At 63.2% G+C, this 22131-nt stretch carries 21 protein-coding genes; 15 read left to right on the plus strand and 6 right to left on the minus strand.

The features are described 5' to 3' along the window. Nucleotides 1-93: 93 nt before the first annotated feature. Together AC0NID_RS29300 and AC0NID_RS29305 are read right to left on the minus strand one after the other, a co-directional pair. On the minus strand, nucleotides 94-630 hold the full coding sequence (locus AC0NID_RS29300; protein ID WP_473457843.1) for an MgtC/SapB family protein: 537 nt from the start codon (nucleotides 628-630) through the stop codon (nucleotides 94-96). A 194-nt stretch (nucleotides 631-824) separates the two neighbouring features. Beyond that, nucleotides 825-2045 (minus strand): ATP-binding protein, encoded by a 1221-nt coding sequence (locus AC0NID_RS29305; protein WP_473457841.1) that lies wholly within the window; start codon nucleotides 2043-2045, stop codon nucleotides 825-827. 364 nt (nucleotides 2046-2409) lie between these two features. On the opposite strand from AC0NID_RS29305, the gene AC0NID_RS29310 reads away from it, so the two are divergent. The 10 genes from AC0NID_RS29310 to AC0NID_RS29355 all read left to right on the plus strand — a co-directional run bounded on the left by AC0NID_RS29310 (nucleotide 2410) and on the right by AC0NID_RS29355 (nucleotide 12376). Continuing rightward, nucleotides 2410-3183 (plus strand): SDR family NAD(P)-dependent oxidoreductase, encoded by a 774-nt coding sequence (locus AC0NID_RS29310; protein ID WP_473457840.1) that lies wholly within the window; start codon nucleotides 2410-2412, stop codon nucleotides 3181-3183. A 115-nt stretch (nucleotides 3184-3298) separates the two neighbouring features. Then, entirely contained in the window at nucleotides 3299-4444 is a 1146-nt protein-coding gene (locus tag AC0NID_RS29315; RefSeq protein WP_473457838.1) for an ABC transporter ATP-binding protein, read from the plus strand. Nucleotides 4445-4479: 35 nt separating this feature from the next. Continuing rightward, nucleotides 4480-5586 carry an ABC transporter substrate-binding protein gene (locus tag AC0NID_RS29320; protein ID WP_473457836.1) on the plus strand — a complete coding sequence of 369 codons (1107 nt, stop codon included), beginning with the start codon at nucleotides 4480-4482 and terminating at the stop codon, nucleotides 5584-5586. Nucleotides 5587-5659: 73 nt separating this feature from the next. After that, nucleotides 5660-6604, plus strand: a complete 945-nt coding sequence (locus AC0NID_RS29325; RefSeq protein ID WP_473457834.1) for an ABC transporter permease — start codon at nucleotides 5660-5662, stop codon at nucleotides 6602-6604. Then, nucleotides 6601-7401, plus strand: a complete 801-nt coding sequence (locus AC0NID_RS29330) for an ABC transporter permease (protein ID WP_473457832.1) — start codon at nucleotides 6601-6603, stop codon at nucleotides 7399-7401. The genes AC0NID_RS29325 and AC0NID_RS29330 overlap by 4 nt, the downstream gene beginning before the upstream one ends. Before the next feature lie 36 nt (nucleotides 7402-7437). Then, nucleotides 7438-8760 (plus strand): histidinol dehydrogenase, encoded by a 1323-nt coding sequence (gene hisD / locus AC0NID_RS29335; protein ID WP_473457830.1) that lies wholly within the window; start codon nucleotides 7438-7440, stop codon nucleotides 8758-8760. A gap of 6 nt (nucleotides 8761-8766) precedes the next feature. Then, on the plus strand, nucleotides 8767-9771 hold the full coding sequence (locus tag AC0NID_RS29340; protein WP_473457931.1) for a zinc-dependent alcohol dehydrogenase: 1005 nt from the start codon (nucleotides 8767-8769) through the stop codon (nucleotides 9769-9771). Next, nucleotides 9768-10502 carry a histidine utilization repressor gene (gene hutC / locus AC0NID_RS29345; RefSeq protein WP_473457828.1) on the plus strand — a complete coding sequence of 245 codons (735 nt, stop codon included), beginning with the start codon at nucleotides 9768-9770 and terminating at the stop codon, nucleotides 10500-10502. Before AC0NID_RS29340 ends, hutC begins: the two co-directional genes overlap by 4 nt. Nucleotides 10503-10729: 227 nt before the next feature. Beyond that, on the plus strand, nucleotides 10730-11929 hold the full coding sequence (locus AC0NID_RS29350; protein WP_473459523.1) for an IS256 family transposase: 1200 nt from the start codon (nucleotides 10730-10732) through the stop codon (nucleotides 11927-11929). A gap of 219 nt (nucleotides 11930-12148) precedes the next feature. Continuing rightward, nucleotides 12149-12376, plus strand: a complete 228-nt coding sequence (locus AC0NID_RS29355; RefSeq protein WP_473522313.1) for a helix-turn-helix domain-containing protein — start codon at nucleotides 12149-12151, stop codon at nucleotides 12374-12376. A gap of 289 nt (nucleotides 12377-12665) precedes the next feature. On the opposite strand, the gene AC0NID_RS29360 is transcribed toward AC0NID_RS29355, so the two are convergent. After that, nucleotides 12666-13388, minus strand: coding sequence for a DUF899 family protein (locus tag AC0NID_RS29360; RefSeq protein ID WP_473457085.1), 723 nt, complete (start codon nucleotides 13386-13388; stop codon nucleotides 12666-12668). A 406-nt stretch (nucleotides 13389-13794) separates the two neighbouring features. Here AC0NID_RS29360 and AC0NID_RS29365 point away from each other — a divergent pair, with 406 nt between their 5' ends. Beyond that, entirely contained in the window at nucleotides 13795-14679 is an 885-nt protein-coding gene (locus AC0NID_RS29365; protein ID WP_474033363.1) for a glucose 1-dehydrogenase, read from the plus strand. 450 nt (nucleotides 14680-15129) lie between these two features. Here AC0NID_RS29365 and AC0NID_RS29370 read toward each other — a convergent pair whose 3' ends face one another. Beyond that, complete coding sequence (locus AC0NID_RS29370; RefSeq protein WP_473457083.1) at nucleotides 15130-15984, minus strand: nucleotidyl transferase AbiEii/AbiGii toxin family protein; 855 nt, start codon at nucleotides 15982-15984, stop codon at nucleotides 15130-15132. Nucleotides 15985-16093: 109 nt separating this feature from the next. Continuing rightward, on the minus strand, nucleotides 16094-16687 hold the full coding sequence (locus tag AC0NID_RS29375; protein ID WP_473457082.1) for a DUF6088 family protein: 594 nt from the start codon (nucleotides 16685-16687) through the stop codon (nucleotides 16094-16096). A gap of 143 nt (nucleotides 16688-16830) precedes the next feature. Between AC0NID_RS29375 and AC0NID_RS29380 the strand changes: the two genes are divergently transcribed. Together AC0NID_RS29380 and AC0NID_RS29385 are read left to right on the plus strand one after the other, a co-directional pair. Then, nucleotides 16831-17259, plus strand: a complete 429-nt coding sequence (locus tag AC0NID_RS29380) for a VOC family protein (RefSeq protein ID WP_473522314.1) — start codon at nucleotides 16831-16833, stop codon at nucleotides 17257-17259. A gap of 455 nt (nucleotides 17260-17714) precedes the next feature. Then, nucleotides 17715-18767 (plus strand): flavodoxin family protein, encoded by a 1053-nt coding sequence (locus AC0NID_RS29385; protein WP_473457092.1) that lies wholly within the window; start codon nucleotides 17715-17717, stop codon nucleotides 18765-18767. Between the two features lie 98 nt (nucleotides 18768-18865). Here AC0NID_RS29385 and AC0NID_RS29390 read toward each other — a convergent pair whose 3' ends face one another. Next, entirely contained in the window at nucleotides 18866-19018 is a 153-nt protein-coding gene (locus tag AC0NID_RS29390; protein ID WP_473457079.1) for a VOC family protein, read from the minus strand. A gap of 427 nt (nucleotides 19019-19445) precedes the next feature. Between AC0NID_RS29390 and AC0NID_RS29395 the strand changes: the two genes are divergently transcribed. After that, nucleotides 19446-19919: a hypothetical protein gene (locus AC0NID_RS29395; protein WP_473457078.1), complete on the plus strand. Its 474-nt coding sequence runs from the start codon at nucleotides 19446-19448 to the stop codon at nucleotides 19917-19919. A 95-nt stretch (nucleotides 19920-20014) separates the two neighbouring features. Beyond that, entirely contained in the window at nucleotides 20015-22102 is a 2088-nt protein-coding gene (locus tag AC0NID_RS29400; RefSeq protein ID WP_473457077.1) for a sigma-54-dependent Fis family transcriptional regulator, read from the plus strand. Nucleotides 22103-22131: the final 29 nt, after the last annotated feature.

A 22131-nucleotide genomic window follows, 5' to 3' on the forward strand; every position in this document is an offset into this window, starting at 1 on the left:
TTTTCAAATGAGCCGGAATATTTTATTTTGCTAACCGCCCCAGCCTGGGCTCCACCACCCACTGCGCCGTTAGGCCCTTTGCAGGGGGCGTTCTCAGTCTTTGCGCCGCTTGGACACACCTTCTTCCGCCATGGGCTTTCCATGTCCGGTGTTCTCGCCAATCCCGGACTTGGCTGCAAAACTATAAAGAAGGCCTGCCACGACAAGCACCAAAAGCGTGCCGAGCGCTGCCACCTGCCACAGACCGAGCCCGCACGCCACTCCAATTGCGCCAGACAGCCACATGCCTGCACCGGTCGTCAGCCCGTGGATCTCGCCTCTTGAAAACAAAATCGATCCGGCAGCAAGGAACGCAACGCCAGCGGTAACCGCTTCGACAACACGAATCGGATCGACTTTCACGGATTCCTGCAGAAACATCGGCGCGTGAACGATTTCAATCGTCAGGATGCCGAAAGTGGCCGCTGCTACGCAGACCAGAATATGGGTGCGAAGCCCGGCGGGCCGATTTCGCCATTCGCGCTCGAAACCGATCGCAGCGCCGAAGATCGTCGCCAGTAGAAGCCTCGCCGCAACAACCGGAAACGGGATATATGTCGGATGGCCGAATTCTTCGAAAAGCTGTTGCATGAGTAACCCAGGGCTGACGGGCCACAACGTGCTCGGGCCGGCCAGGTTCCCCAAGGCTTGCCGGAGGGAGCGCCGGTCGCCGATAGTGACATGCTCGACCTTGCCCGTCTCAGGATCGAGCCGGCCAAGCGCGCCTTGCCCCTGGGCAGTTTACCCGACGGATCCATCAGCGGGCCCAGCCACGGCAAGTTCCCTCAGTTCCACAATGACGACAATGGCGCTGCGGCCAGCCTGTTGCCGAAGGGAACGAGTTCGGTGCTGTCATGGAGTACGACGCCGTAGGCAAACCGATCCTTGCACGCCTCGGCCAAGGTGCGCAGCCCAGCGAAATCGCTGGACTTCACCGTCGCTGCCGCCTTGATTTCGATCCCGGCGATCATGCCGTCGTCGCGTTCCAGCACGATGTCCACCTCGTGCATCTGCTGGTCGCGGAAATGGTAAGGCGTCAGTCGCAGGTCCGACGCCGTCATGAGCTTCAGAACTTCAGAGAATACGAAGCTTTCCAGAAGCGCGCCAAACACGCCGCGGTCCGCCTTCACCCGATCGAAGCTCAATCCTCGCGCCGTGGCGAGCAAGCCGGAATCGAGAAAATGCAGCTTTGGTGTCTTGGCGATCCGCTTCAGTGCGTTCGTGTACCAAGGCTGCAATGTCGAGACGAGGAACACTTGCTCCAACAACGCGACATAGCGCTGTCCCGTTTTGTGGCTGACATTGATGCTAGAACCGAACTGCGAATAGTTGACCAACTGCCCCGAATGCTCCGCCAAAAGCCGGACGAATTTCGGCAGCTCGGTAAGTTTCTCGATCTCGGCAATGTCTCGCAGGTCGCGGGTCAGAACCGATGTCAGATAGGACCGCGCCCAATCCCGGCGTCGCCGTTCGCTCTCGCGGCTGATCGCCTCGGGGAAGCCGCCAAGCAGCGCGAGGCGGACGAGTTCGTCGCCAACGACCGCCTGCCGGTCGCCCTGAAGCTTCCCCGCAAACAGGCGCTCCAGGAAGGTGGGCGCTCTGCCCGCTATTTCAGCGCGCGCCAGCGGCAACATCTGGATGGTTTCGATCCGGCCGGCCAGGCTGTCGGCGACCCGGGGCAAGGTGAGTACATTGGCGGAACCGGTTAGCAGGAAGCGGCCGGGGCGATAGTCCTCGTCTACCGTCTTCTTGATCGCCAGCAGCAGGTCGGGCGCGCGCTGGATCTCGTCGATGATGGCCCTATCCAGGCCACGAATGAAGCCGGCCGGATCAGACTGCGCGGCATCGAGGACCGTCTGATCGTCGAGCGTAATGTAGGTCCGGCCCACTTCCCTCATCTTCCGGACAAGCGTTGTCTTGCCGGCCCGGCGCGGGCCCACAATCAGGACCACCGGGGTATCTGAAAGGGCTTCCTCCGCCCGACGCTCCACGAACCGCTCGTACATGCCCCTTCCAATTCCTTGACGATTGGAACTATGAGGCCTGACAATTGGAAGTCAACTGCCTGCAGATTGGGAGTCTTAGCACCGCGACCTGGAAATGGGAGGCAGCAAAAGCTTTCCCCTGCAGTTCGGCTTCGGTTTGACCAACAGCTTGGCGGGGGCTGGTTCCGGGTTCGCTATGATTGCTGCCTGTCCGAGGTCGGACGAACGCCTTGGCCGGATTCACGCAGGCAGCGTCTGGGGCGCCGTGTCATTTGGGTGAAGCCCGGCCAGCAACAGCGCAAGATGTATAGACAACCGGCCGCAACTGGTGTTCGTTTCCAATCCGACCGCATGCAATTTTGGAAAATGCAGGAACCGTAACGGCATGGACGCGGCTCGCTTGTTCGACCTGACGGGAAAGAAGGCGCTGGTGACGGGCGCCAGCCGCGGCATTGGCCAGGCCATGGCGGAGGCGCTCTCCGCGGCCGGTGCCGACGTCGCGGTGACCGCTCGCGACGAGACATCCCTTCGTGAGACGGCGGACCGGATTGGCGCTGTCGGGCGAAGGTCGCTTTGCCGGTCGCTCGACGTGCTCGACACCGACCGGATCCGCGTTGTGGTCGACGAGGTCGCGGAAGCCCTTGGCGGGCTCGACATCCTGGTCAACAACGCCGGCTACGAGGAAGTCCGGCCCTCGCTCGACGTGGACGAGGCGGTGTGGGACCGCATCATGTCGACCAATCTGAAGGGCGCTTTCTTCTGCGCGCAGGCTGCGGCGCGACGGATGGCCGTCGGCAAGAGCGGCGGTGCGATCATCAATCTTTGCTCGCTGACCTCCTATGTCGGCATTCCGACCGCCGTACCCTACGGCTCTTCCAAATCCGGACTTTTGGGCATGACGCGGGCGCTCGCCGCGGAATGGGCATCGCTCGGCATCCGCGTCAACGCCATCGCTCCAGGGTATTTTCATACGGCGATGACGGATGCCTTCTATGAGGACCCCGACTGGCAAGCGGCGATGCTGGCCAAGATCCCGCAGCGGCGCTTCGGCACGATGCAGGATCTGGCCGGAGCCGTCGTGTTCCTGGCGAGCGGGGCATCCGCCTATGTGACCGGGCACTGCCTCCCCGTCGACGGCGGCTACCTCGCATCGATCTGAGCGACATGGGTGCGGTGCAACAACAAGCGTGTAGACCCGACTTGTATATGGTTGTATATACCACCTCACACGCTGGGCGTTCTTGCATGCGACCGGCGGGGAAAGGGGAACCACAATGCAGGAGCCTTTCCGGGCCGTAGCTTCGCACGAAGCGGAAGGCGGCAGGGAGATCGCGGTCGCGGTACGCAACGTCGGGATGAATTTCGACGGGGTTCATGCCGTCAAGAATGCGTCCTTCGATCTGCCGAAGGGCCGGTTCCTAACCATTCTGGGGCCTTCGGGATCCGGCAAGACGACCCTCCTGCGAATGATCGCCGGGTTCCAGACGCCGAGCAGCGGCGAGATCTTCATCAATGGCCAAGCGGTGAGCGCAGTGCCGCCGCACAAGCGGTCGATCGGCATGGTCTTTCAGAGGCTTGCGCTATTTCCACATATGACGGCGGCCGAGAATGTCGCCTTCCCGCTGAAGATGCGCCGGCGCGACGCACGCACCATTGCGGACCGCGTCGAGCGCTATCTCGCGCTGGTCCGGCTCGGAGGCTATGGCGGCAGGCGCATTCACGAACTTTCCGGCGGCCAGCAGCAGCGCGTCGCGATCGCACGCGCATTGGTGTTCGAGCCCGACCTGCTGCTTCTCGACGAGCCGCTGGCCGCGCTCGACCGAAAGCTGCGCGAGGAAATGCAGCTCGAATTCCGCCGCATCCAGCGCGAGCTCGGCGTCACCACGATCAACGTCACCCACGACCAGCGCGAGGCGTTGGTGGTCTCCGACGACATTGTCGTCATGGATCAGGGCGAGATCCAGCAGAAGGCGCGGCCGATCCACGCCTACCGCCAGCCCCGCAACGCCTTCGTCGCCAACTTCATCGGCGTCACCAACTTCATTGCCGGCACGGTACGGTCCATCTCGGAAGCGGGCGACGTCTCCATCCTTCGCGGTGATCTGTTGCTTGCCGGAAAGGTCGGCGATCCGGTCAATCCACCCGCCGAGGGCGACAAGGCGTCGGGAGCGATCCGCGCCGAACAGATCCGACTGGCCGGCGACGCTGCTCAGCTGTCGAAGCTCGATTGCGTGCTGGCCGGGACCGTCACCGACACCATCTTCGAAGGCGAGCGCATGGTCTACGAGGTGGCCTGCGCGGCGATCGGCGACGAGGTCATTCGGGTTTTCGACCACGATCCCGCCGCGCACACGCAGTTCGACATAGGCGAAAGCGTGTTCCTGGGGTGGAATGCCAGGGACATGCTTGTTTTTCGATAGAACCGGAAACCGGTCAAACCCAGAGGAGAATGCAGATGAAGCGTTTCAGACCGACATTATCCCATCTTTCCCGCAGAACCTTTCTTCAGGCCACGGCCGCGCTCGGCGGGGCCTCGGCGCTGGGCCTGCGCAGCGCCCATGCGCAGGAGCCGGAAAAGCCGGCGGAGATCATCGTGCGCGCCTGGGGCGGCAGCTGGGTGGACAGCCTCAAGGCCGGCGTGTCCGACAGCTTCACCAAAATGACGGGGATTGCCGTCCGTCACGACCTGACCGAAGACAACGAGATCCAGCCCAAGGTCTGGGCTGCCGTGGCGCAGAACCGGGTCCCGCCGATCCACATCAACTGGGACACCACCACCAATGCGACGAAATCGGCATTGCGCGGCGTCACCGAAGACCTCTCCGACCTGCCGAACCTCGCCCATGTGACGGACCTTGCCAAGCCGGCCGGCCTGGAAGGTTTCCCGATCGTCAATACGTACGGCTATGTCTATGTGCTCGCCTATCGGCCTGCGGCGTTCCCGGACGGACCGCCCAAGTCCTGGAAGGATCTTCTCGACCCGAAGTTCAAGGGTCGGCTTGCCTTCTACAATGACGGCATCGGTTTCCATTTCCCCGCGCAGGTCGCCGGTGGCGGCAAGCTGGAAGACATACCCTCCAACATGCAGCCGGCCTGGGATTTCATCACCAAGATGAAGGCGCAGCAGCCGCTGCTCGGCGAGGATCCCGACTTCACCACCTGGTTCCAGAACGGCGAGATCGACGCCGCCTGCACCATCTCGACCAATGCGCGGGAGGCGCGCAAGAACGGTGTGGAGATCGAATGGGTCGTGCCGGAAGAGGGTGCGAAGTTCGATACGGACGGTCTGTGGATTCCCAAGGGCCTGCCGGAAAACGAACTCTACTGGGCCAAGCAGTACATCAACCATGCGCTGACCAAGGAAGCCCAGCAGGTCTGGCTGGACGGCCTCGGCTTGCCGGGCGTGGTGCCGGGCCTCACACCGCCCAAGGATCTGGTGGACGATCCGTCCTATCCGACCAGCGAAGAGGATTTCAAGCACCTCATCCGCATCTCGTCGAAGGTCCAGGTCGAGAATGAGAGCGAGTGGTTTTCCAAGTTCAAGGCGATCATGCAGGGCTGACGCGGGCCCCGGCCGGCCGGCGCCGCGCCAGCGCGGGGCCGGCTTCGTCACCACGTCGGATACGGGATGTTTCATGCGGGCAGCCAGCACAGCCTATCCCCTGAAATGGCGCATCATGGATGCGCTGGAAGGCGTTGCCGCCGCCATCTGGCCGGCGCGGTTCAGGCGCGCCACGCCCTATCTGATGCTGCTTCCGGCGGTGCTGCTCGTCGGGCTGCTGGTGCTCGGCCTCATCCAGATCGCGGATGCGAGCCTGCGCACGCTCGACACCACCACCTTCCAGTTCTCGGACGACTATTCCATCGCCAATTTCCGGCGGGCGCTGACCGAGCCGCTGTTCCTCGTCGTCGCCCGGCGCAGCCTCGTCGCCGCCCTGATCGTCACGGCGGTGACGCTCGTCTTCGCCTTTCCCTACGCCTATCTCATGGTGCGCACCGCTTCGCCAGGACTGCGCAAGTTCCTGCTGATTGCGCTGTTCCTGCCCTTCTTCATCGGCCAGGTGGTGCGCGCCTATGGCTGGCTGATCATCCTCGGCAACCAGGGCATGGTGAACGAGGCGCTCGGCCTTGTCGGGGTCGCCCCGATGCGGCTCATCTACAACTATCCCGCCGTGCTGTTCGGCCTCGTCCAGTACATGCTGCCCTTCGCCGTACTGATGCTTGCGCCGGCTCTCACAGCCATTCCCGAAGAGCTGGAGGCGGCCGCCGGATCGCTCGGCGCGAACTGGGTCCGCACGTTCATCCATGTCGTGTTGCCGCTCGCTCGCCCGGGCTTCATCGGCGCCGGCGTGGTGGTGCTGACGCTTTCGCTCACCGATTTCGCGGTGCCTGCGATCCTCGGCGGCGGCTCGCAGGACTTCATCGCCAATGCCATCTACGACCAGTTCTTCCGAACGTCCGACCAGGGTCTCGGCGCGACGCTGGCGCTCATGCTGGTCGCCCTCGGGTCGATCCTTGTCGGCCTCGTGTTCGCGCTGTTTGGAGCGGGAACGCTCGCCATGGGGAGGTCGCGGGCGTGAGCGGCTCGCGCAGCAAGTCCGTTGTCCTGTGGACGCTGGTGACGATCGCCCTGGTGACGCTGTCGGCGCCGACGATCGTGGTGCTCGGCGCATCGTTTACCGGCGGCAACATCATCACCTTTCCGCCAGACGGGCTGTCGCTGCGGTGGTACGCGAGCATCTCGCAAGCCTCCGACCTGCGCAACGCTTTGCTGCGCACGCTGCAGGTCGCGACGGTCTGTACGATCGTTGCCATTCCCGTGGGCACGCTGGCCGGCATCGCGCTGGCGAAATATGCGGTGCGTTTCGAGAAGGCGATCCAGATCTATCTGCTCTTGCCCTTCACCATCCCGCTGATCGGATCGGGTATCGGCCTCATGCTGGTCTTCGGCAAGGCCGGCTTTCTCGGCCAGCTCTGGCCGGTAGGCATCGCCTGCTGCGTCATCAACCTGCCCTTCATGATCTGGGCGGTCACGGCGAGTGCCACCGGGCTCGACCCGGACCTGGAACTGGCCGCCGCCAATTGCGGCGCGCCGCCGCTCCAGGTGTTCTTCTCCGTCACCTTGCCGGCGGTGATGCCGGGGGTGATCACCGGCTCGCTGCTGATGTTCATCCTTGCGCTCAACGAGTTCCTGGTCAGCCTGCTGCTCGTCGATGCGCGCATCGTGACGCTGCCGGTGCTGATCTACAATTCCATCCGCTCGATCATCACGCCGGACCTTGCCGCGATCTCGGTGGTCTTCATCGCCTGTTCGGCTGTCGCCATCTTTCTGCTCGACAAGCTGGTCGGGCTCGACATCTTCCTGAAATCGAAATGAGGAATGCCGGCCTGCCGGGCCGGAAAGGGAAAGCCTATGCCAAACGTATCGTTCCATGACCTGAGCCAGCTCGATGCCGCCGGTCGCGCGGCCTTGATGCGACGCTCCGAGACCGACCTCTCCGGCTTTATGGAGAAGGCCGCACCGATCGTCGAGGCGGTCCGCACCGAAGGCGACGCTGCGCTCGTCCGCTTCGCCCGTGATCTGGACAAGGCGGATATCGATGCCTCGCGGCTCAAGGTCAGCCCCGCTGAATTCGACGCCGCCTTCGGCATGGTGGACGAAGACGTGATCGCCGCCATTGGCTTCGGCATCGACAACATCCGGCGCTTCCACGAAGAGCAGAAACCGCAAGCCATGTGGCTCAAGGAAATGCGGCCCGGCGCCTATGCCGGGGACCGCTTCACGCCGATCCGCTCGGTGGCGCTCTATGTCCCGCGCGGCAAAGGGGCTTTCCCTTCGGTCACGATGATGACCGCGGTGCCCGCCGTGGTGGCGGGCGTCCCGGAGCTCGCCATCATCACGCCGCCGGCGCCCGACGGTTCGGTGGACGCAGCCACGCTGGTCGCGGCGCGCCTCGCCGGCGTCGATACGGTCTACAAAAGCGGCGGCGCGCAGGCGGTCGCCGCGGTCGCCTACGGCACGGAGACGGTCAAGGCCGCACTCAAGATCGTCGGTCCAGGCAGCCCCTGGGTCGTTGCGGCCAAGCGGCTGCTTGCCGGAGTGATCGATCCAGGCCTTCCCGCCGGCCCGTCCGAAGCGATCATCCTCGCCGACGACAGCGTGCATGGCGGGCTGGCCGCGCTCGACCTCCTCATCGAGGCGGAGCACGGGCCGGACTCATCGGCCTATCTGGTGACCCACAGTCGCCGCGTGGCGCAGGAGGCACTGGCGGCCTTGCCCGAGCACTGGGCGCGCATGAGCGAGCAGCGGGTCGCGTTCTCCACCGCGGTGCTGACCGGCGCCTGTGGCGGCATCGTGCTGACGGGCTCGATCGAGGAGAGCTACCGCTTCATCAACGACTACGCACCGGAGCATCTGGAGATCCTCTCCGCCGATCCCTTCGCGCACCTTGGCCACATCAGAGAAGCCGCCGAGATCCTGATGGGGCCGCACACGCCGGTTTCGATCGGCAATTTCGGGCTAGGCCCCAACGCCGTCCTGCCGACCAGCCGCTGGGCGCGTACCTGCGGGCCGCTCTCGGTCACGGACTTCGTCAAGCGCTCTTCCATCGGCTATGTGACGGCCGCGGCCTATCCGGAATTCGCGCGCCATGCCCGTACCCTTGCCCGTTACGAAGGCTTCTCCTCGCACGAACACGCCGTCTCCGACGTGCGCGACCAATATCTGGTGCGGTAGCGGATGATGAAGGCAGCCAGACTCCATGCGGCGGGCGATCTGCGGGTTGAGGATGTGCCCTCTCCCGGCGAACCCGCGCCTGGCTGGGTGCGGCTCAGGGTGACGGCCGCCGGCATCTGCGGCTCCGACCTTCACAACTTCCGCACCGGGCAGTGGATCAGCCGCGCGCCGAGCGTCGCCGGGCACGAGTTCGCCGGCGAAGTGACTGCCGTGGGGGCCGGCGTGTCCGAGTTGACCATCGGAGATCGGGTCGTCGCCGATTCGCGTTTCTGGTGCGGCGAATGTCCTGCCTGCCGAACCGGCCTGCATCATGTCTGCGCCAGGCTGGGCTTTGTGGGCGAGGTCTGCGACGGCGGCTTCGCGGAAGAGACGGAGCTGCCGGCACGGCTGCTCCTGCGCCACGACCGCACGCTCGATCCCGCAATCGCCGCCATGGCCGAGCCGCTGGCGGTCGCCCTGCACGCTGTGCGGCGGCTGTCGGCGCCGGCCGGGGCGCCGGTGCTCATCGCAGGCTGCGGCCCGATCGGCGGGCTGGCTGCGCTCATCCTGTCGCGGGCAGGAGAGAGATCGGTCCTCGTCGCCGACCGCAATGCGGAGCGTGCGGATCTTGTGGCCGAGGTGACGGGCGCGACGATCGTCGACTTGGGCGCCCTGGCCGGCGATCCCACCCTGCGCCATGCCATCGACGCGACGGGAAGCGTGGCGGTGATGGCGCGGCTGCTCGATCTTCTGGCCGGCGGTGGCACGCTGGCGCTGGTCGGCATTTCGCACGGACGCCTCGACCTCGATCCCAACCTGCTGGTCGAGCGCGAGATCGCGCTGGTCGGCTGCCACGCCTTCGCCGACGAGCTTGCGCCGGCCGTCGCGATGCTTGGCGATCTCGCCCCCGCACTGTCGCGCTTCGTGGCCGAGGAGATCGCGATCGGCGAAATTCCCGCCGCCTACCAGCGTCTGATCGCGGGCGCGAGCGGCGGCCTGAAGACCATCGTCCGAATGGAGACAGGACGATGATCAAGCTTCCCGAGACCGCCGGGCCGCTCTACGAAAAGGTCAAGGACTACGTGCTCGGCAACATCGGCAGCGGCAAATGGCCGAAGGACCGGAGACTGCCTTCCGAAAACGAGCTGGTCGCCACGCTCGGCGTCTCGCGGATGACCGTGCACCGGGCGCTGAGGGAACTGACCTCGGAAGGCCACCTCCTGCGCATCCAGGGCGTAGGCACCTTCGTGGCGCCGCCGAAACCGCAATCCGCCCTCATCGAAATCAGGAACATCGCCGGCGAGATTGCCGCGCGCGGCGGACGCCACCGGGCCGAGGTCGTCATCGTCGAGAAGATCCGCAACCCGGCGCTGGACCTCGTCGTCGCCTTCGAGTTCATGCGCCGCAGACCAGTCGCCCATTCGATCATCGTGCATTTCGAGGACGAGGTGCCCGTCCAGCTCGAGGAGCGCTTCGTCAATCCGGCCCTCGCACCGGACTATCACCGGCAAGATTTCGTCGAGACCACCACCTACGACTACCTGCAGCGGGCCACGCCGCTGACGGAAGTGGAGCACGTAATCTCGGCCGTCGCCGCCGACGAGATGGCCGCGCGCCGTTTGATGATCCGGCCCGGCGACCCCTGCCTGCTGCTGCATCGGCGGACCTGGTCGGGCGCGGTGGTCGCCACCGTCAACAAGCTCACCTATGTCGGCAGCCGCTATTCGCTCGGCAGCCGCTACGCGCCCTCGCCCGCCGCATAAGCAAGGACACGCAGCGAAGCCGGGCGGGTGAGCCGGCAGCCGTCCGGTGCCGCCAACTGGCCAAGCTTTGGAACTGGCCGTCGCAACGAGATGGCTCCTCGGGCCGATAGTGTCCTGAAGGTTCTGCAAAAAGCTTTGGAGAGAGAACAGCCCTTGCTCTGAGGCGAGGGGCGGCCATGGCACGCTGGTGACGTTACGACCACCGATTCCCGTGGAAGGGGAGTGCCATGACCAAGCCAGACGTTAGACTGAGCAGAGGCGAGTTGAAAGCGTTGCTGTTGTCGGATGAGGACGGCTTCCGCAGAGTTTTGCAGACTGTGGTGCAGGAGGCTTTGGAAGCCGAGATGACGGAGGCGATCGGGGCCGAGAAAGGCGAGCGGAGGGCGGAGCGGGTTGGCTACCGGTCCGGCTATTATGAGCGCAAGCTTGTGACGCGGGTTGGCGTGCTGGAGCTTCGGGTTCCGCAGGATCGGGCCGGCCGGTTCTCGACGGAGTTGTTCGAGCGTTATCAGCGCTCGGAGAAGGCATTGGTGTCGGCGCTGGTCGAGATGTACGTGCAAGGCGTGTCGACGCGCAAGGTCAAGGCGATCACCGAGGAGCTGTGCGGCCATTCCTTCTCGGCCTCGACGGTGAGCGAGGCGACGGCGCGGCTGGATGAAGCGCTGAAGGCGTTCTTTGAGCAGCGGCTTGCCGAACCTTACCCGTACCTCATCCTGGACGCGCGCTATGAGCGGGCGCGCGAGGCCGGCGTGATCGCCAGCCAGGCGGTCTTGGTGGCGATCGGGGTCGACTGGGAGGGCCGGCGCCAGGTGCTCGGTGTCGAACTGGCCAACCGGGAAAGCCATTCGAGCTGGCGCGCGTTCGTGGCAGGGCTCAAGCAGCGCGGGCTCGCCGGCGTCGAGTTCGTCGTCTCCGACGACCATCCGGGGCTCAGGGCAGCGATCCGCGAAGTCCTGCCCGAGGCAGTCTGGCAGCGCTGTTACGTGCACTTCCTCAGAAACGCGCTCGATTATGTGCCGCGCAAGGTCGATGACGATTGCCTGATGGAGCTCAGATGGTTCTATGACCGGCGCGACCTCGCCGAGGTCAAGCGCGACCTGGCGCAGTGGATCGCCAAATGGCAGGCCAAATACCCGAAGCTGGTGGATTGGGTGGAGAACAACATCGAGGAGACGCTGAGCTTCTACCGGCTGCCGCTGCCGCATCACAAGCACATGAAGTCGACGAACATGCTGGAGCGGCTAAACCAGGAGATCAAGCGGCGCACCCTGGTCGTCCGCATCTTCCCCAACCCGCAGAGCTGTCTGCGGCTGGTTCGGGCACTGGCGGTGGAGATCCACGAGAACTGGCTCGAGGCGACCCGCTACCTCAACATGGATCATCTGCGCGAGCACAAGAAGGAGAACTTGAGGGCACTGGCCGCCTGAGACGCGGCCCGCCATGTCCGCCGCTCCGCTAAACACGGGGGCTGCGCGGCGGACACGCCAACGTCACCGCTGAATGCCACGCCATTTTGCAGAACTTGACGCACACAACTCTCGGGCCTCCAGATTATGATATTTGTCGCATACTTCGAAGTATGCTACTTACGTCATAAAATTGATTATGCTATATACGTCATGAATGCTTGTTGTCGGAATCTGAAAATGCGTGTCTTCAACCTTACCGAGCTAGGCGCTGCAATACGAAGCGCGAGAGGCGCGAAAGGCCTTAGCCAGTCAGATCTCGCCCAAGCCATTGGCGCGACGCAAGAGTGGATCTCCCGCCTGGAGAACGGCCGCCTGCCAAATCCAGGGTTCGGCAACGTCATGCAAGCCTGCTCTGTCGTCGGTCTTGGAATCTCAGTGGGAGTCGATGATTCAGCCCGAAATTGATGTGGCCGACGAGCAGCCCAGCGACCTAGCAGTCAGCACTCCATCCTTTTTGAAACGGCCGTAAAAGGCTCCAAATGAAATCTCTTCACGTCCTCATGGGCGGCATTCCGATGAGGCGGATGACCCGAACCCGAACCGGAAGGCCGACGCTCGAATATCTCGGGAGTGGAGACACTCGCCACGGCTTTCCTCTTTCGTTTTCCCTTCCTCTCACAGGCGCGCGAGGGCATAGGCCAGAGCGCATTTGTGCCTGTCCAGGCCCGAAGAACCTGCCATCTGGATTAGAGTCCTAGTAGGTTATCTTCGGGTACCAGTCCGTCCCGCGACCGTCCGGCGCCAGGTCCAGGACGTTCCACAGCACCATCAGGTCCGGCTCGGTTGTCGGGTCCTTGCCCGGATCGGCCGACTCGAAACCCAGCTCCGCGCCCCAGAAGTGCCGGATGGTCCCGTCGCGCCGGGTGAAGACATTCTCGGCGGCGGTGTCGGTCCCGTCGTCCATGATGGCGTGGTAATCCCGGCTGAAATTCCCGTTGACGTCGGCATAGAGCGGCAGGTTCTTCCAGCCACGTTCCACCTTGAATGCGATTTGCCGCTCGATGGGCGAGAGGCCGACGACGGCGAGGGCAATCCGCTGGCGGATGTGGTCAGCGTTGCCGTCCAGGCAGCTGAGGAGCGCGGTGCACATGGGGCAAGGGCGCTGGCGCTTGGGCCCGTACATCCAGTTGTAGACGAACAGCGTGTCCTTATCTCCGAAGAGCGCCTCGAAGCCGACGGGATTGGCGCCGGCCACGCTGCTGGCTTCGCCCATGAACTGATAGTCGCCTTTTACCTCGCCGCCAGGCGGCAAGGCGCGACGCTGGGCGGCGACGCGCGCGATGTGGCGGTTGAGCTCGATCTCCTCGACCAGCAAGGCCTCGCGGGCCTTGCGATATTCGGCGCTCTCGTGCGGCTGGCGGGAGCGGTTCTTCTCAGCGATCGCTGCGGCGGGTTGCAGGCCGGAATCCTCAGCCATAACGTTGTCTCCCAGTTCAAACCCCTTTAACGGGCCACGCGCCTTAGGGTTGCGCCTGCTGCGAGGAGGTCCGGGTCGAACTCGTCCTGCCGACGTGCCGCCCATGCCGTCCTACGATCGGCCGCAGTAATTTTGGCGAGTTGTCGGATACTCGGCAAATTCTGGAATCGCGCCTAAACTCAGTGAACGCTTCACCTCGTGCTCGCCGCCTCACTGGCTACGGCGCAAGCCGCGGAGCGCCGGACGCCGGTGACGGCGCCAAACTCTTCCGAGCGCGCCGTCGCGTCACGAAACTTAAAAGCGCCCTTAGCGTTTCCCAAAATGAGCAGGCGCGGCGCGCGGCCTTGAACGGCGTTCTGACGCTTTTGTCCGCGTTGACCGCGACCGGCGTCATATTGGCCAGGAGATGCGTCACATGAGCGGAAGATTAGAGAGCAAGATTGCCATCGTGACCGGTGGCGGAACCGGTATTGGCGAGGCGATTTGCTTAAAATTCGCGCGCGAAGGCGCAAAGGTCGTCGTCAACGGGCTGCCGTGCGATCCGATTGAGGAGGTGGTGCAAGCCATACGAGAAGATGGTGGAGAGGCGATCGCGTTTGCCGCAGACGTTTCGGATGAACGCCAAGCACGCGATTGCGTCGATGAAGCGGTCGCGCGCTTTGGTAAGCTTGACGTGCTAGTCAACAACGCCGGCGTGCTCTTGGTCAACGCCGAGACGGACGACTTCCCGATCGAGCAGTTTGACGAGCACATCCGCTGCAATGTGCGCTCAGCGTTCCTGATGACGAAATTCGCGCTACCACATCTGAGGACGACGCGCGGCTCGATCATCAGCGCAGGTTCCGAAGGCGGCGTCAACGGTCAGCCACGGAACACAGCCTATGGCGGCACAAAGGGCTTCCTGCATTCCTTCATGATGGGCGTGGCGGTCGAGCAAGCGGCTTACGGCGTGCGCGCCAATTGCGTGTGCCCCGGGCCGATAGACACCGCCTGGACGCACAAAGAAACAGGCGCGGTCGATGAGAAGATCGAAGAAGCGCTTGTCAGCGCCGTTCCATTCGGCCGCCGCGGCACGCCGGAAGAGGTGGCCAACGTCTATGCCTTCCTGGCCTCGGATGAAGCGAGCTTCGTCACTGGCGCTCTGTGGCTTGTCGACGGCGGAATAACGCCGGCGAAGGGCGCAGTGGGCGCATTGGCGAACCCCGCGGTCAAAACGGCGCCCACTGGTGTCCTGCATGTGCAGCATATGCAGGACGGCAATCGCCACAAGGACATCGTCAAAATCCAATAGGTGAGAACCTCTATGCTTGATGCAGAATTCGAAGCGTCCCTTGTGCAGAGAACCAAGGCCGCAGAAGCCTATGTGACGAGCGACGGTGCCCCACTTGATGGACCTGGTCCCAAAGACGGGAGAGGCGAGCTTCCATGGCCCTGGCGGAGACACGGTGACGGGCGCAGCGGGCGTCGCAGCGCGCTACCGGCGCCACGCCAAGGCCTTCAAGCCGAACGTCGATACTGGCTTAAGCTCGGAGGAAACAAAGTCCGAGAAGCCGGCGTCGGAAAAGTCCATCACGAAGCCGGGCCTCGAACGAAGTCGACGAGGTCATCCACGAGGCGCAGATCTATGGACCGTATTGAGCTAGTAAACTCCCCTCCCCGCCCAGCAGCATTGAGCTAGCTATTTATTGTTTCTTGCAGCGTCTCGATTTTGGCAAGTATGTCATCGAAAGTGGGCGGCCTCTCATCGAACATCATCGGCGCCATTGCGCGATAGTCGGTGCGAAGGTCCTTGATCCGCACCTCGCTTGGCATCAGCCGCAGCGTGCCTGGCCGCGCGGTATCGTAGCTGGCCCAGCCCGAGCGAAAAAACGTGGCCTTGTGCTTTGCTACTGTTGCCAGCAGATCGAGATCCGGTGGCAGCGGCCTTGCCGTCGTCCGATTCAAGCAACATGGCGAGATCATAGTAGTGGCGAGAGAAATACTGTGGGGTCGCCGAGTTTGCCGGACGGTGGGCCTCGGCGTGCAAGGCGGTAGCCTTTTCCCAGAACGTGCGCCGTGCCGATAGCACTGTGACCTTCGTGTCGGGATCCTCGAAGAAGTCGGGAAAGTCTTCGGCGGCGTAGGGACGGATGACCTTCTCTTCGGCAGGCCAGGGATCGCCGCGGGCGCCGAACTCCAGCTTCACTCGAGGCGTGATGTAGGCCATGCCTTGGTACTCGCCTGCGGGGAGAGCAGGCGGATAGTGGAAGTTCACAGTCTGGGGGTCGTCGGCATCGATCGAAAGCAACCATTCGTCGTTCTTCGGCTCGCCGAGCTGCTCGACGATCGCGGCCCGAAGGGCGGGAAGGAGTTTGTCGGCGATGTGCCCCTCTACGTCTGCAACAAGGTCAACAATGAGCTGCCCGGCTTTCTTTCGGCTGAGGCCCTCCTGCTCCGGGTCGCGATCGCCAGTGTATCCGAGATCGGCGCGGTCGAAAGATAGGTCTATGTCCTCCGAAAAACGCCGAATGATGCCGTAGGCCTTGGAGAGAGACGTCCCGCCCTTGAACACCAGACTTGCCACGGCGTCTTCCGGAAGACCGAACAGGCGCTTCAAGGTCCAGCAGACCCAGAAGTCTTTCTCGATGATCGTGTCGGCGACGCCGCGGCCAGCGCCGGTCTCGCCGAAGAGCGCTGCCCGGTCGCTCGGCGGAAGAAGCGCGACTTTATCCATCCACTGCGTCCGCGGCTGAGGTGCCGATCGAGATCAACGTCGGGCGCATCCAGGCGGGCGCCTGGATGGCATTGGAGGCGAGTACCCTCTTGTCGCTGGCCGACAGCCGGCGCGTGGCAATCTGGGCCACGTCCGCGGCCCGCACGAGGCCGACGTGGCGGAGGGCCTGGACAACCGTTCCGGCAGGACTGCCCGGCGCGATCAGGTGCTTGGGGGAAGCGTGGCGCAGATCGACTACGCGCTTGCCCAGCACGATCCGGCGCGAAGGACCGTCTGTCAGGTAGAGGCTCCTTGCGGGAACCTGCATCGAGAGACCAAGAGCATTGGCGGCGTGGGCGCCGGCAATCTGCGCCTGCGAGCCGGTCTCCCGCGCCAGCGCACGGGCAACATCGTCTGGGGCGGGTGAAAGCGGCCCCAGCTTCGAATGAACCTTCGGATAGTCGTAAAGGCCTCGCGTCAGACGGCGCAGCTTCCCGCTCTTGACCAGACGGGAAAGGGCCTGATCGACTGCAGGGCGCGCCGCTACATCGAGAAAGTCGGTGGGCGTGAAGACACCGCCGCGCCCTGCCGCGCGGGCACGTCGCATGATCCGATCGGGAACCGATGTCGTAGCTGTTTTCATATGTCAGAAAATAGGGCATGTTTTTCTGACATGCAAGAGCAATAGATGCCGCTGGGAGGCTGGCTGGGTATGCTAGCCGTCGACTCACTGGACCTTGGAGACGACACATGGCGCTCAAACGGATGGACAACATGGGAATCGTCGTCGACGACCTCGATGCGACGGTTGAATTCTTTGTTGAGCTCGGGCTCGAACTCGAAGGACGGGCCACGATCGAGGGAGAATGGGCCGGACGTGTCACCGCCCTCGGCGATCAGCACGTGGAGATTGCCATGATGCGCACCCCGGACGGCCACAGCCGATTAGAGTTTTCCCGCTTTCTCAGGCCGTCGGTCGTCGCGGATCACCGCGACGCCCCGGTCAACGCCTTGGGCTACCTCCGCGTCATGTTCGCCGTGGACGACCTCGACGACACGCTTGAAAGGCTCGGCAAGCGCGGCGCGAAACTCGTGGGGGATGTCGTCAAATATGAGGACGTGTCTCGGCTCTGCTACATCCGCGGGCCTGGAGGATGTTTGAAAAGTCAGAAAAATTAGCCAGTTTGAAATCGGTGGGACAGCGAAGCATTCAAATCTGTTCCAATGTTTTTCAATGTTTTTGTCCCCACCTACCCGTCGCTTGCATGGGGTTGTTTCATGCGTCAATCTTAAGTGCTTGGGTGCCCTGCGGCAAATGGCGTGAGTCACCCTGGCCGGATGTCGGTAAGTCGGGTCAGGACGTCGGCGAGTCAGGATTTCGGGGCGACGTCGCTGAGCTTGGCGTTTCGATTAGCCTGTGCATGGCGGTGGCGCGGCCAGGGGGCTTGTCAAATGGCCTGGGATTCCCAAGCCGCGCTGTGCGGATGCGGGTCACTATGTTGCGGCATTTGATAACGGCGGCTCGCTTGCTGGCAACTTCGCCCGATCATCCCGCGTTATCTCCCCGTATCTCGGAGGTATTCATGAGGAACGGCAACGGGAACGCGCGGAAAGCTCCTGCACCCCGCAAGGGCATGCCAAGTCCGCGCCTTGACGAGGCGGAATTCAAGCGCCGGTATCGGCAGCATTTCTTCGATCCCGCTTTTTCGTCCCTGACTGGGGAAATCGATCGGATCACCTCAGTCGCCTGGGACGCATATTCGAATTCTCGAAAGGCCCCGGTGACCAGGAAGGCCGGCGACGGATTCCACGACCCGACGTATGAACTGTCGGTCGAGTGGCTTGCCGCTCGCGAGGCTATTTGCGCAGCCCAGGCCCGATACGAAGATTCTGCCAGGCCGCCCTCGATCTTGATCATCAACGGCTCATCACGCAGCGAACATACCTGCCCCGGCGAGATGTCCAAGAGTTTTCGCCTTGCCGAGGAAGCGGTGGATGCCATCAACAAGAACTTCGGACTGGACGCGACGATTCTTGACCTGTCTCGGGTGACGTCGGAGTTCGGCCGGCATATCCATCCGTGCAAGGCTTGCTTTTCGACTGCGGCGCCACTCTGCCACTGGCCCTGTTCCTGCTACCCCAACCACTCTCTGGGACAGATCCAGGATTGGATGAATGACATCTATCCGATGTGGGTCGAAGCCGCCGGCATCATGATTATCACGCCGGTGAACTGGTACGCGACAAGCTCCCCGGTAAAGCTGATGATGGACCGACTGGTCTGCGCCGACGGCGGCAACCCCGATCCGACGCTCACGCACGGCAAAGACGCTGCGCGCGCCAAGCAGGTCGAGCTCGACGGGTGGGACTATCCACGCCACCTCGCAGGTAGGTTGTTCTCTGTCGTTGTCCACGGCGACGTCGAGGGCGCTGAGAATGTTCGGCGATCATTGTCGGACTGGTTGCGCTTCATGCGACTGACGCCCGCTGGACCTCAGGCGGAGCTCGACCGCTACATCGGCTATTGGAAGCCCTACGCTACGAGCCACCAGGAACTCGACCAGGACCCGGCCGTCATCGAGGAGGTGCGGAATGCTGCCTGCAGCCTGGCGGAAGGTGTCATCTCCATCCGTGCTGGTCGCCTGCAGATCCCCGGCGCGCATCTGGCGGAAGCCCGTAGCAAGTAGGAGAGATCATCCGAGCCGCCCGCGCCGGGTTCCGCCGCTTCGATACAGCGTCTAACCGCTTGAGAGGAAAAATGAGAGGGAGACGTCGAGCTTGACTGTCAAGCAACGATCTCGATCAGGATGCCTTCGGGCGTGTTGGCTACGGCCTTGTAGTAACCGTCGCCGGTCGTACGTGGTGCCAAAACGAGCAGCCCGGCAAGTTCGAAGGGTCGCGCCGCCGCTTCGACCGCTTGCTTGCCACCGACCGACAACGCGATATGCGCCCATCCGACATCCTCGCGGTCTGCAGACGTCTCGACCTAGCGACCTTGCATCAATTCGAGCTGCAAGCCGCTATCGCCAAGAGTGACAAAGCCGGACACGAAGCCGATCCGGTTCCGGCTTTCGTAGCGTGCGCCGATCTCGGCATCGAAAAACGCGCTCCCTTTTATGAACTCTGCAGCGCGTCCCGCTGGATGGAGCGATGCGTGTGCCGTCTGCAGGCAGAACTGCCTGGTCTGGTTACGGGATTTCATGGGCGGAGACGGCACCCTGTAGCAGTCACCTGCTACCAACGGCACGACCTTTGGCGCTATCCAATATGGAATGGCGGATTTGACTGAGGCGGTGTAGGCTTCGCCTTACAAGAAGAAGAATGAGCCGTATCAACGGCAACGGTGAGCGAATCTGGGAGGATTCATGGTCGAAATCATCTCCAAGCGGGATGGCCCGCGGCGCGAGGACCTACAGGTCAAAAGACTGATCGAGCAGAACCGCTCGACCATCGTTCGCCTTGCCGACCAGATCAGCGGCGGCGGTTATTCGGCTTCCAGGAAGCCACGCCAGCAACCGAAGGCGGAAGGCCTCATCATCCATGTTGGCGGCAGCACGGCGCCTGCGGCCGACGCCAAGCCATCCATCCAGGTCACCATGAACGGCCGGGTGATTTCAAAGGACCAGAACACCGGCCGCCAGCTTCACCATATCGGCGACATCCGCTATCGAGGCGAGGACCAGATCTTCGTCCTGGCGACGAAGCAGAACGGCTTCTTCTCGCCGGTCGACGAAACAATCGGCGAGGCGCTCGCCGACCTGGACGGGTCCCGCCTCACCGTCACCTATACCGAAGAACAGCTTGCCTGCGACATCGGGGCGAAACTCGGCATCAAGTGACGAGCAGACGCTCGCACGTGCACGTCCAATCCGCGATGGCATTCGAATAAACAGCATACAGCATTGGCATACCTCAAAGGTTCTGTGATGACGGGATGAAACGCGAGATAGGCCCCAATCAGATGAAGATCGATGCTCTTTCGGCGCGTGCGTCGCCAGCCGCTGGGCACATGGTTTTAGGCAACATCGACTATGATGAGCGCGCCACCATGCGCGCTTGGGAAAATTTTTTGGCCGACGAGCCCAAATGTGCTCGCGATCCCATCCAGCCAAGCCCCGTCCGCTCTCTCATTCATGATTCCTGGTACCGCAGCGCCACGGGCGGCATCAACGCTGAGGGTATCGAAGCGCCGCTCAGCAGTGATCGCGATGAGATCGAATATCTGACGCGGGCCAATGCCGAATTGCTCTCGGCGGCGCGGCGATCCTTCGCCTCGCTTGGCCAGTTGCTGGACGGGACAGGCGCGATGCTGGTTCTGGCCGACAGCGACGGCGTACTGATCGACGCCATCGGCGACAAGAAGACCTTGCATAACGGCATGGATATCCACCTGGCCATCGGCGGCAAATGGAACGAGGATGCCGTCGGAACCAATGGCATCGGTACGGCGCTGTGGACCGGCGAGCCTACTTTTGTCCATGCGGCCGAGCATTTCTGCGCCGGCATCAAATCCTGGACTTGCGCCGGCGCGCCGATCCGCGATCCCCTGGACGGCAGGATCATCGGCGTCGTCGACCTGTCCGGCTATTCGCCGATCTTCCGGCCGCACAACACCGCGCTTGTCGCCGCCACAGCTCGGCAGATCGAGAAGGCATTGGCCGAACAGCAGCAGGAACAGCGCACGCGCCTGCTCGAAGCCTTCATTTCGTCTGCCCCCAGCTACCGTCGAAAAGACGGGCTGGTGATCGTCGACCATCGCGGCCGTGCCATCTTCTGCAACAATGTCCCCGATGGCGACACGACTGAGATGATGGACGGGCCGATGGAGCCGGGCCGTGGCCGCTGGCTGATGAACCTTCCTTCGTCTGGGGACGAAGGAGATCTGGCCAGGGCGCTTCCGGCCCATCTGCGATCCTGCCACATCACACCGCTCAAGCTGGACGGCGATCTCCGCGGCGCGGCGCTGGTGTTCCCATCGGCGCCAGCAGTCTCCAGCATGACGGTGGTCCACGGGCAAGCAGACAGGCATCTTCGGGATACTGTCGCCATGATCGTTGGCGAAAGCGAGGCGTTGCTGGCCGCCGTCGACGTGGCTTGCCGTGTCGCACGGTCGAACAGCGTCGCATCGCTGTTGGTCGAAGGCGAGACGGGTGTCGGGAAAGAGCTGTTTGCGCGGCTTGTTCATGCCGGCAGCCGACGCACGGCGAATGACCCGTTCATTGCGATGAATTGCGGAGCGATCACCAGGGACCTGTTTGGCAGCGAATTGTTCGGCCATGTCGCCGGCGCATTTACGGGCGCCTCGCGTGAAGGCAAGCCGGGCGTTTTCGAGCTGGCCAGCGGTGGCGTGCTCAGTCTCGACGAGATTGGTGAATTGCCACTCGAGATCCAGCCGTTTCTGCTGCGTGTCCTGGAAGAGCGCGTGGTCCACCGGATCGGCGACAGCCGCGGGCGACCTGTCGACGTGCGACTGGTCGCCTCGACCAATCGCGACCTCAAGCAGGAGGTTGCTGCCGGTCGCTTCCGCCGCGACCTCTACTATCGAATTGGCGCCGTCGCGATCACGGTGCCACCGCTGCGCGAGCGCGGCGAGGACGTGCTTTTGCTGACCGAACATTTCAACCGGCAGATTGCGGCCGCGGCTGACGGGGAGCCGCTGGAATTCTCGCACGAAGCGCTGGACGCGCTGCTTGCTTACCGGTGGCCGGGCAATGTGCGCGAACTGAAGAATCTCATCGGCCGGCTGTATGTTCTGGCGCGCGGCCGCAATATCGGATTTCATGACCTTCCCGAGGAGATCACCGCGCCCAGCTCTGAATCGGACGCCATTTCGCACAGCGATACCGCCATCTCACCGGAAATTCCTTCAGGCACACTCGTTGAGGCGGAGCGCCAGGCGATGAAAAGCGCATTGGAAGCCGAAGGCGGCAATCTCAGCCGGGTCGCACGACGGCTCGGCATCTCGCGGCCGACGCTCTATCGCAAACTCGACCAGTACGGCATCCGCCGTCGTTTTTCCTGACAGCAACGAAACCCATGGCATTTGCGCCA

This window comes from Mesorhizobium sp. WSM4821, from assembly GCF_055901555.1.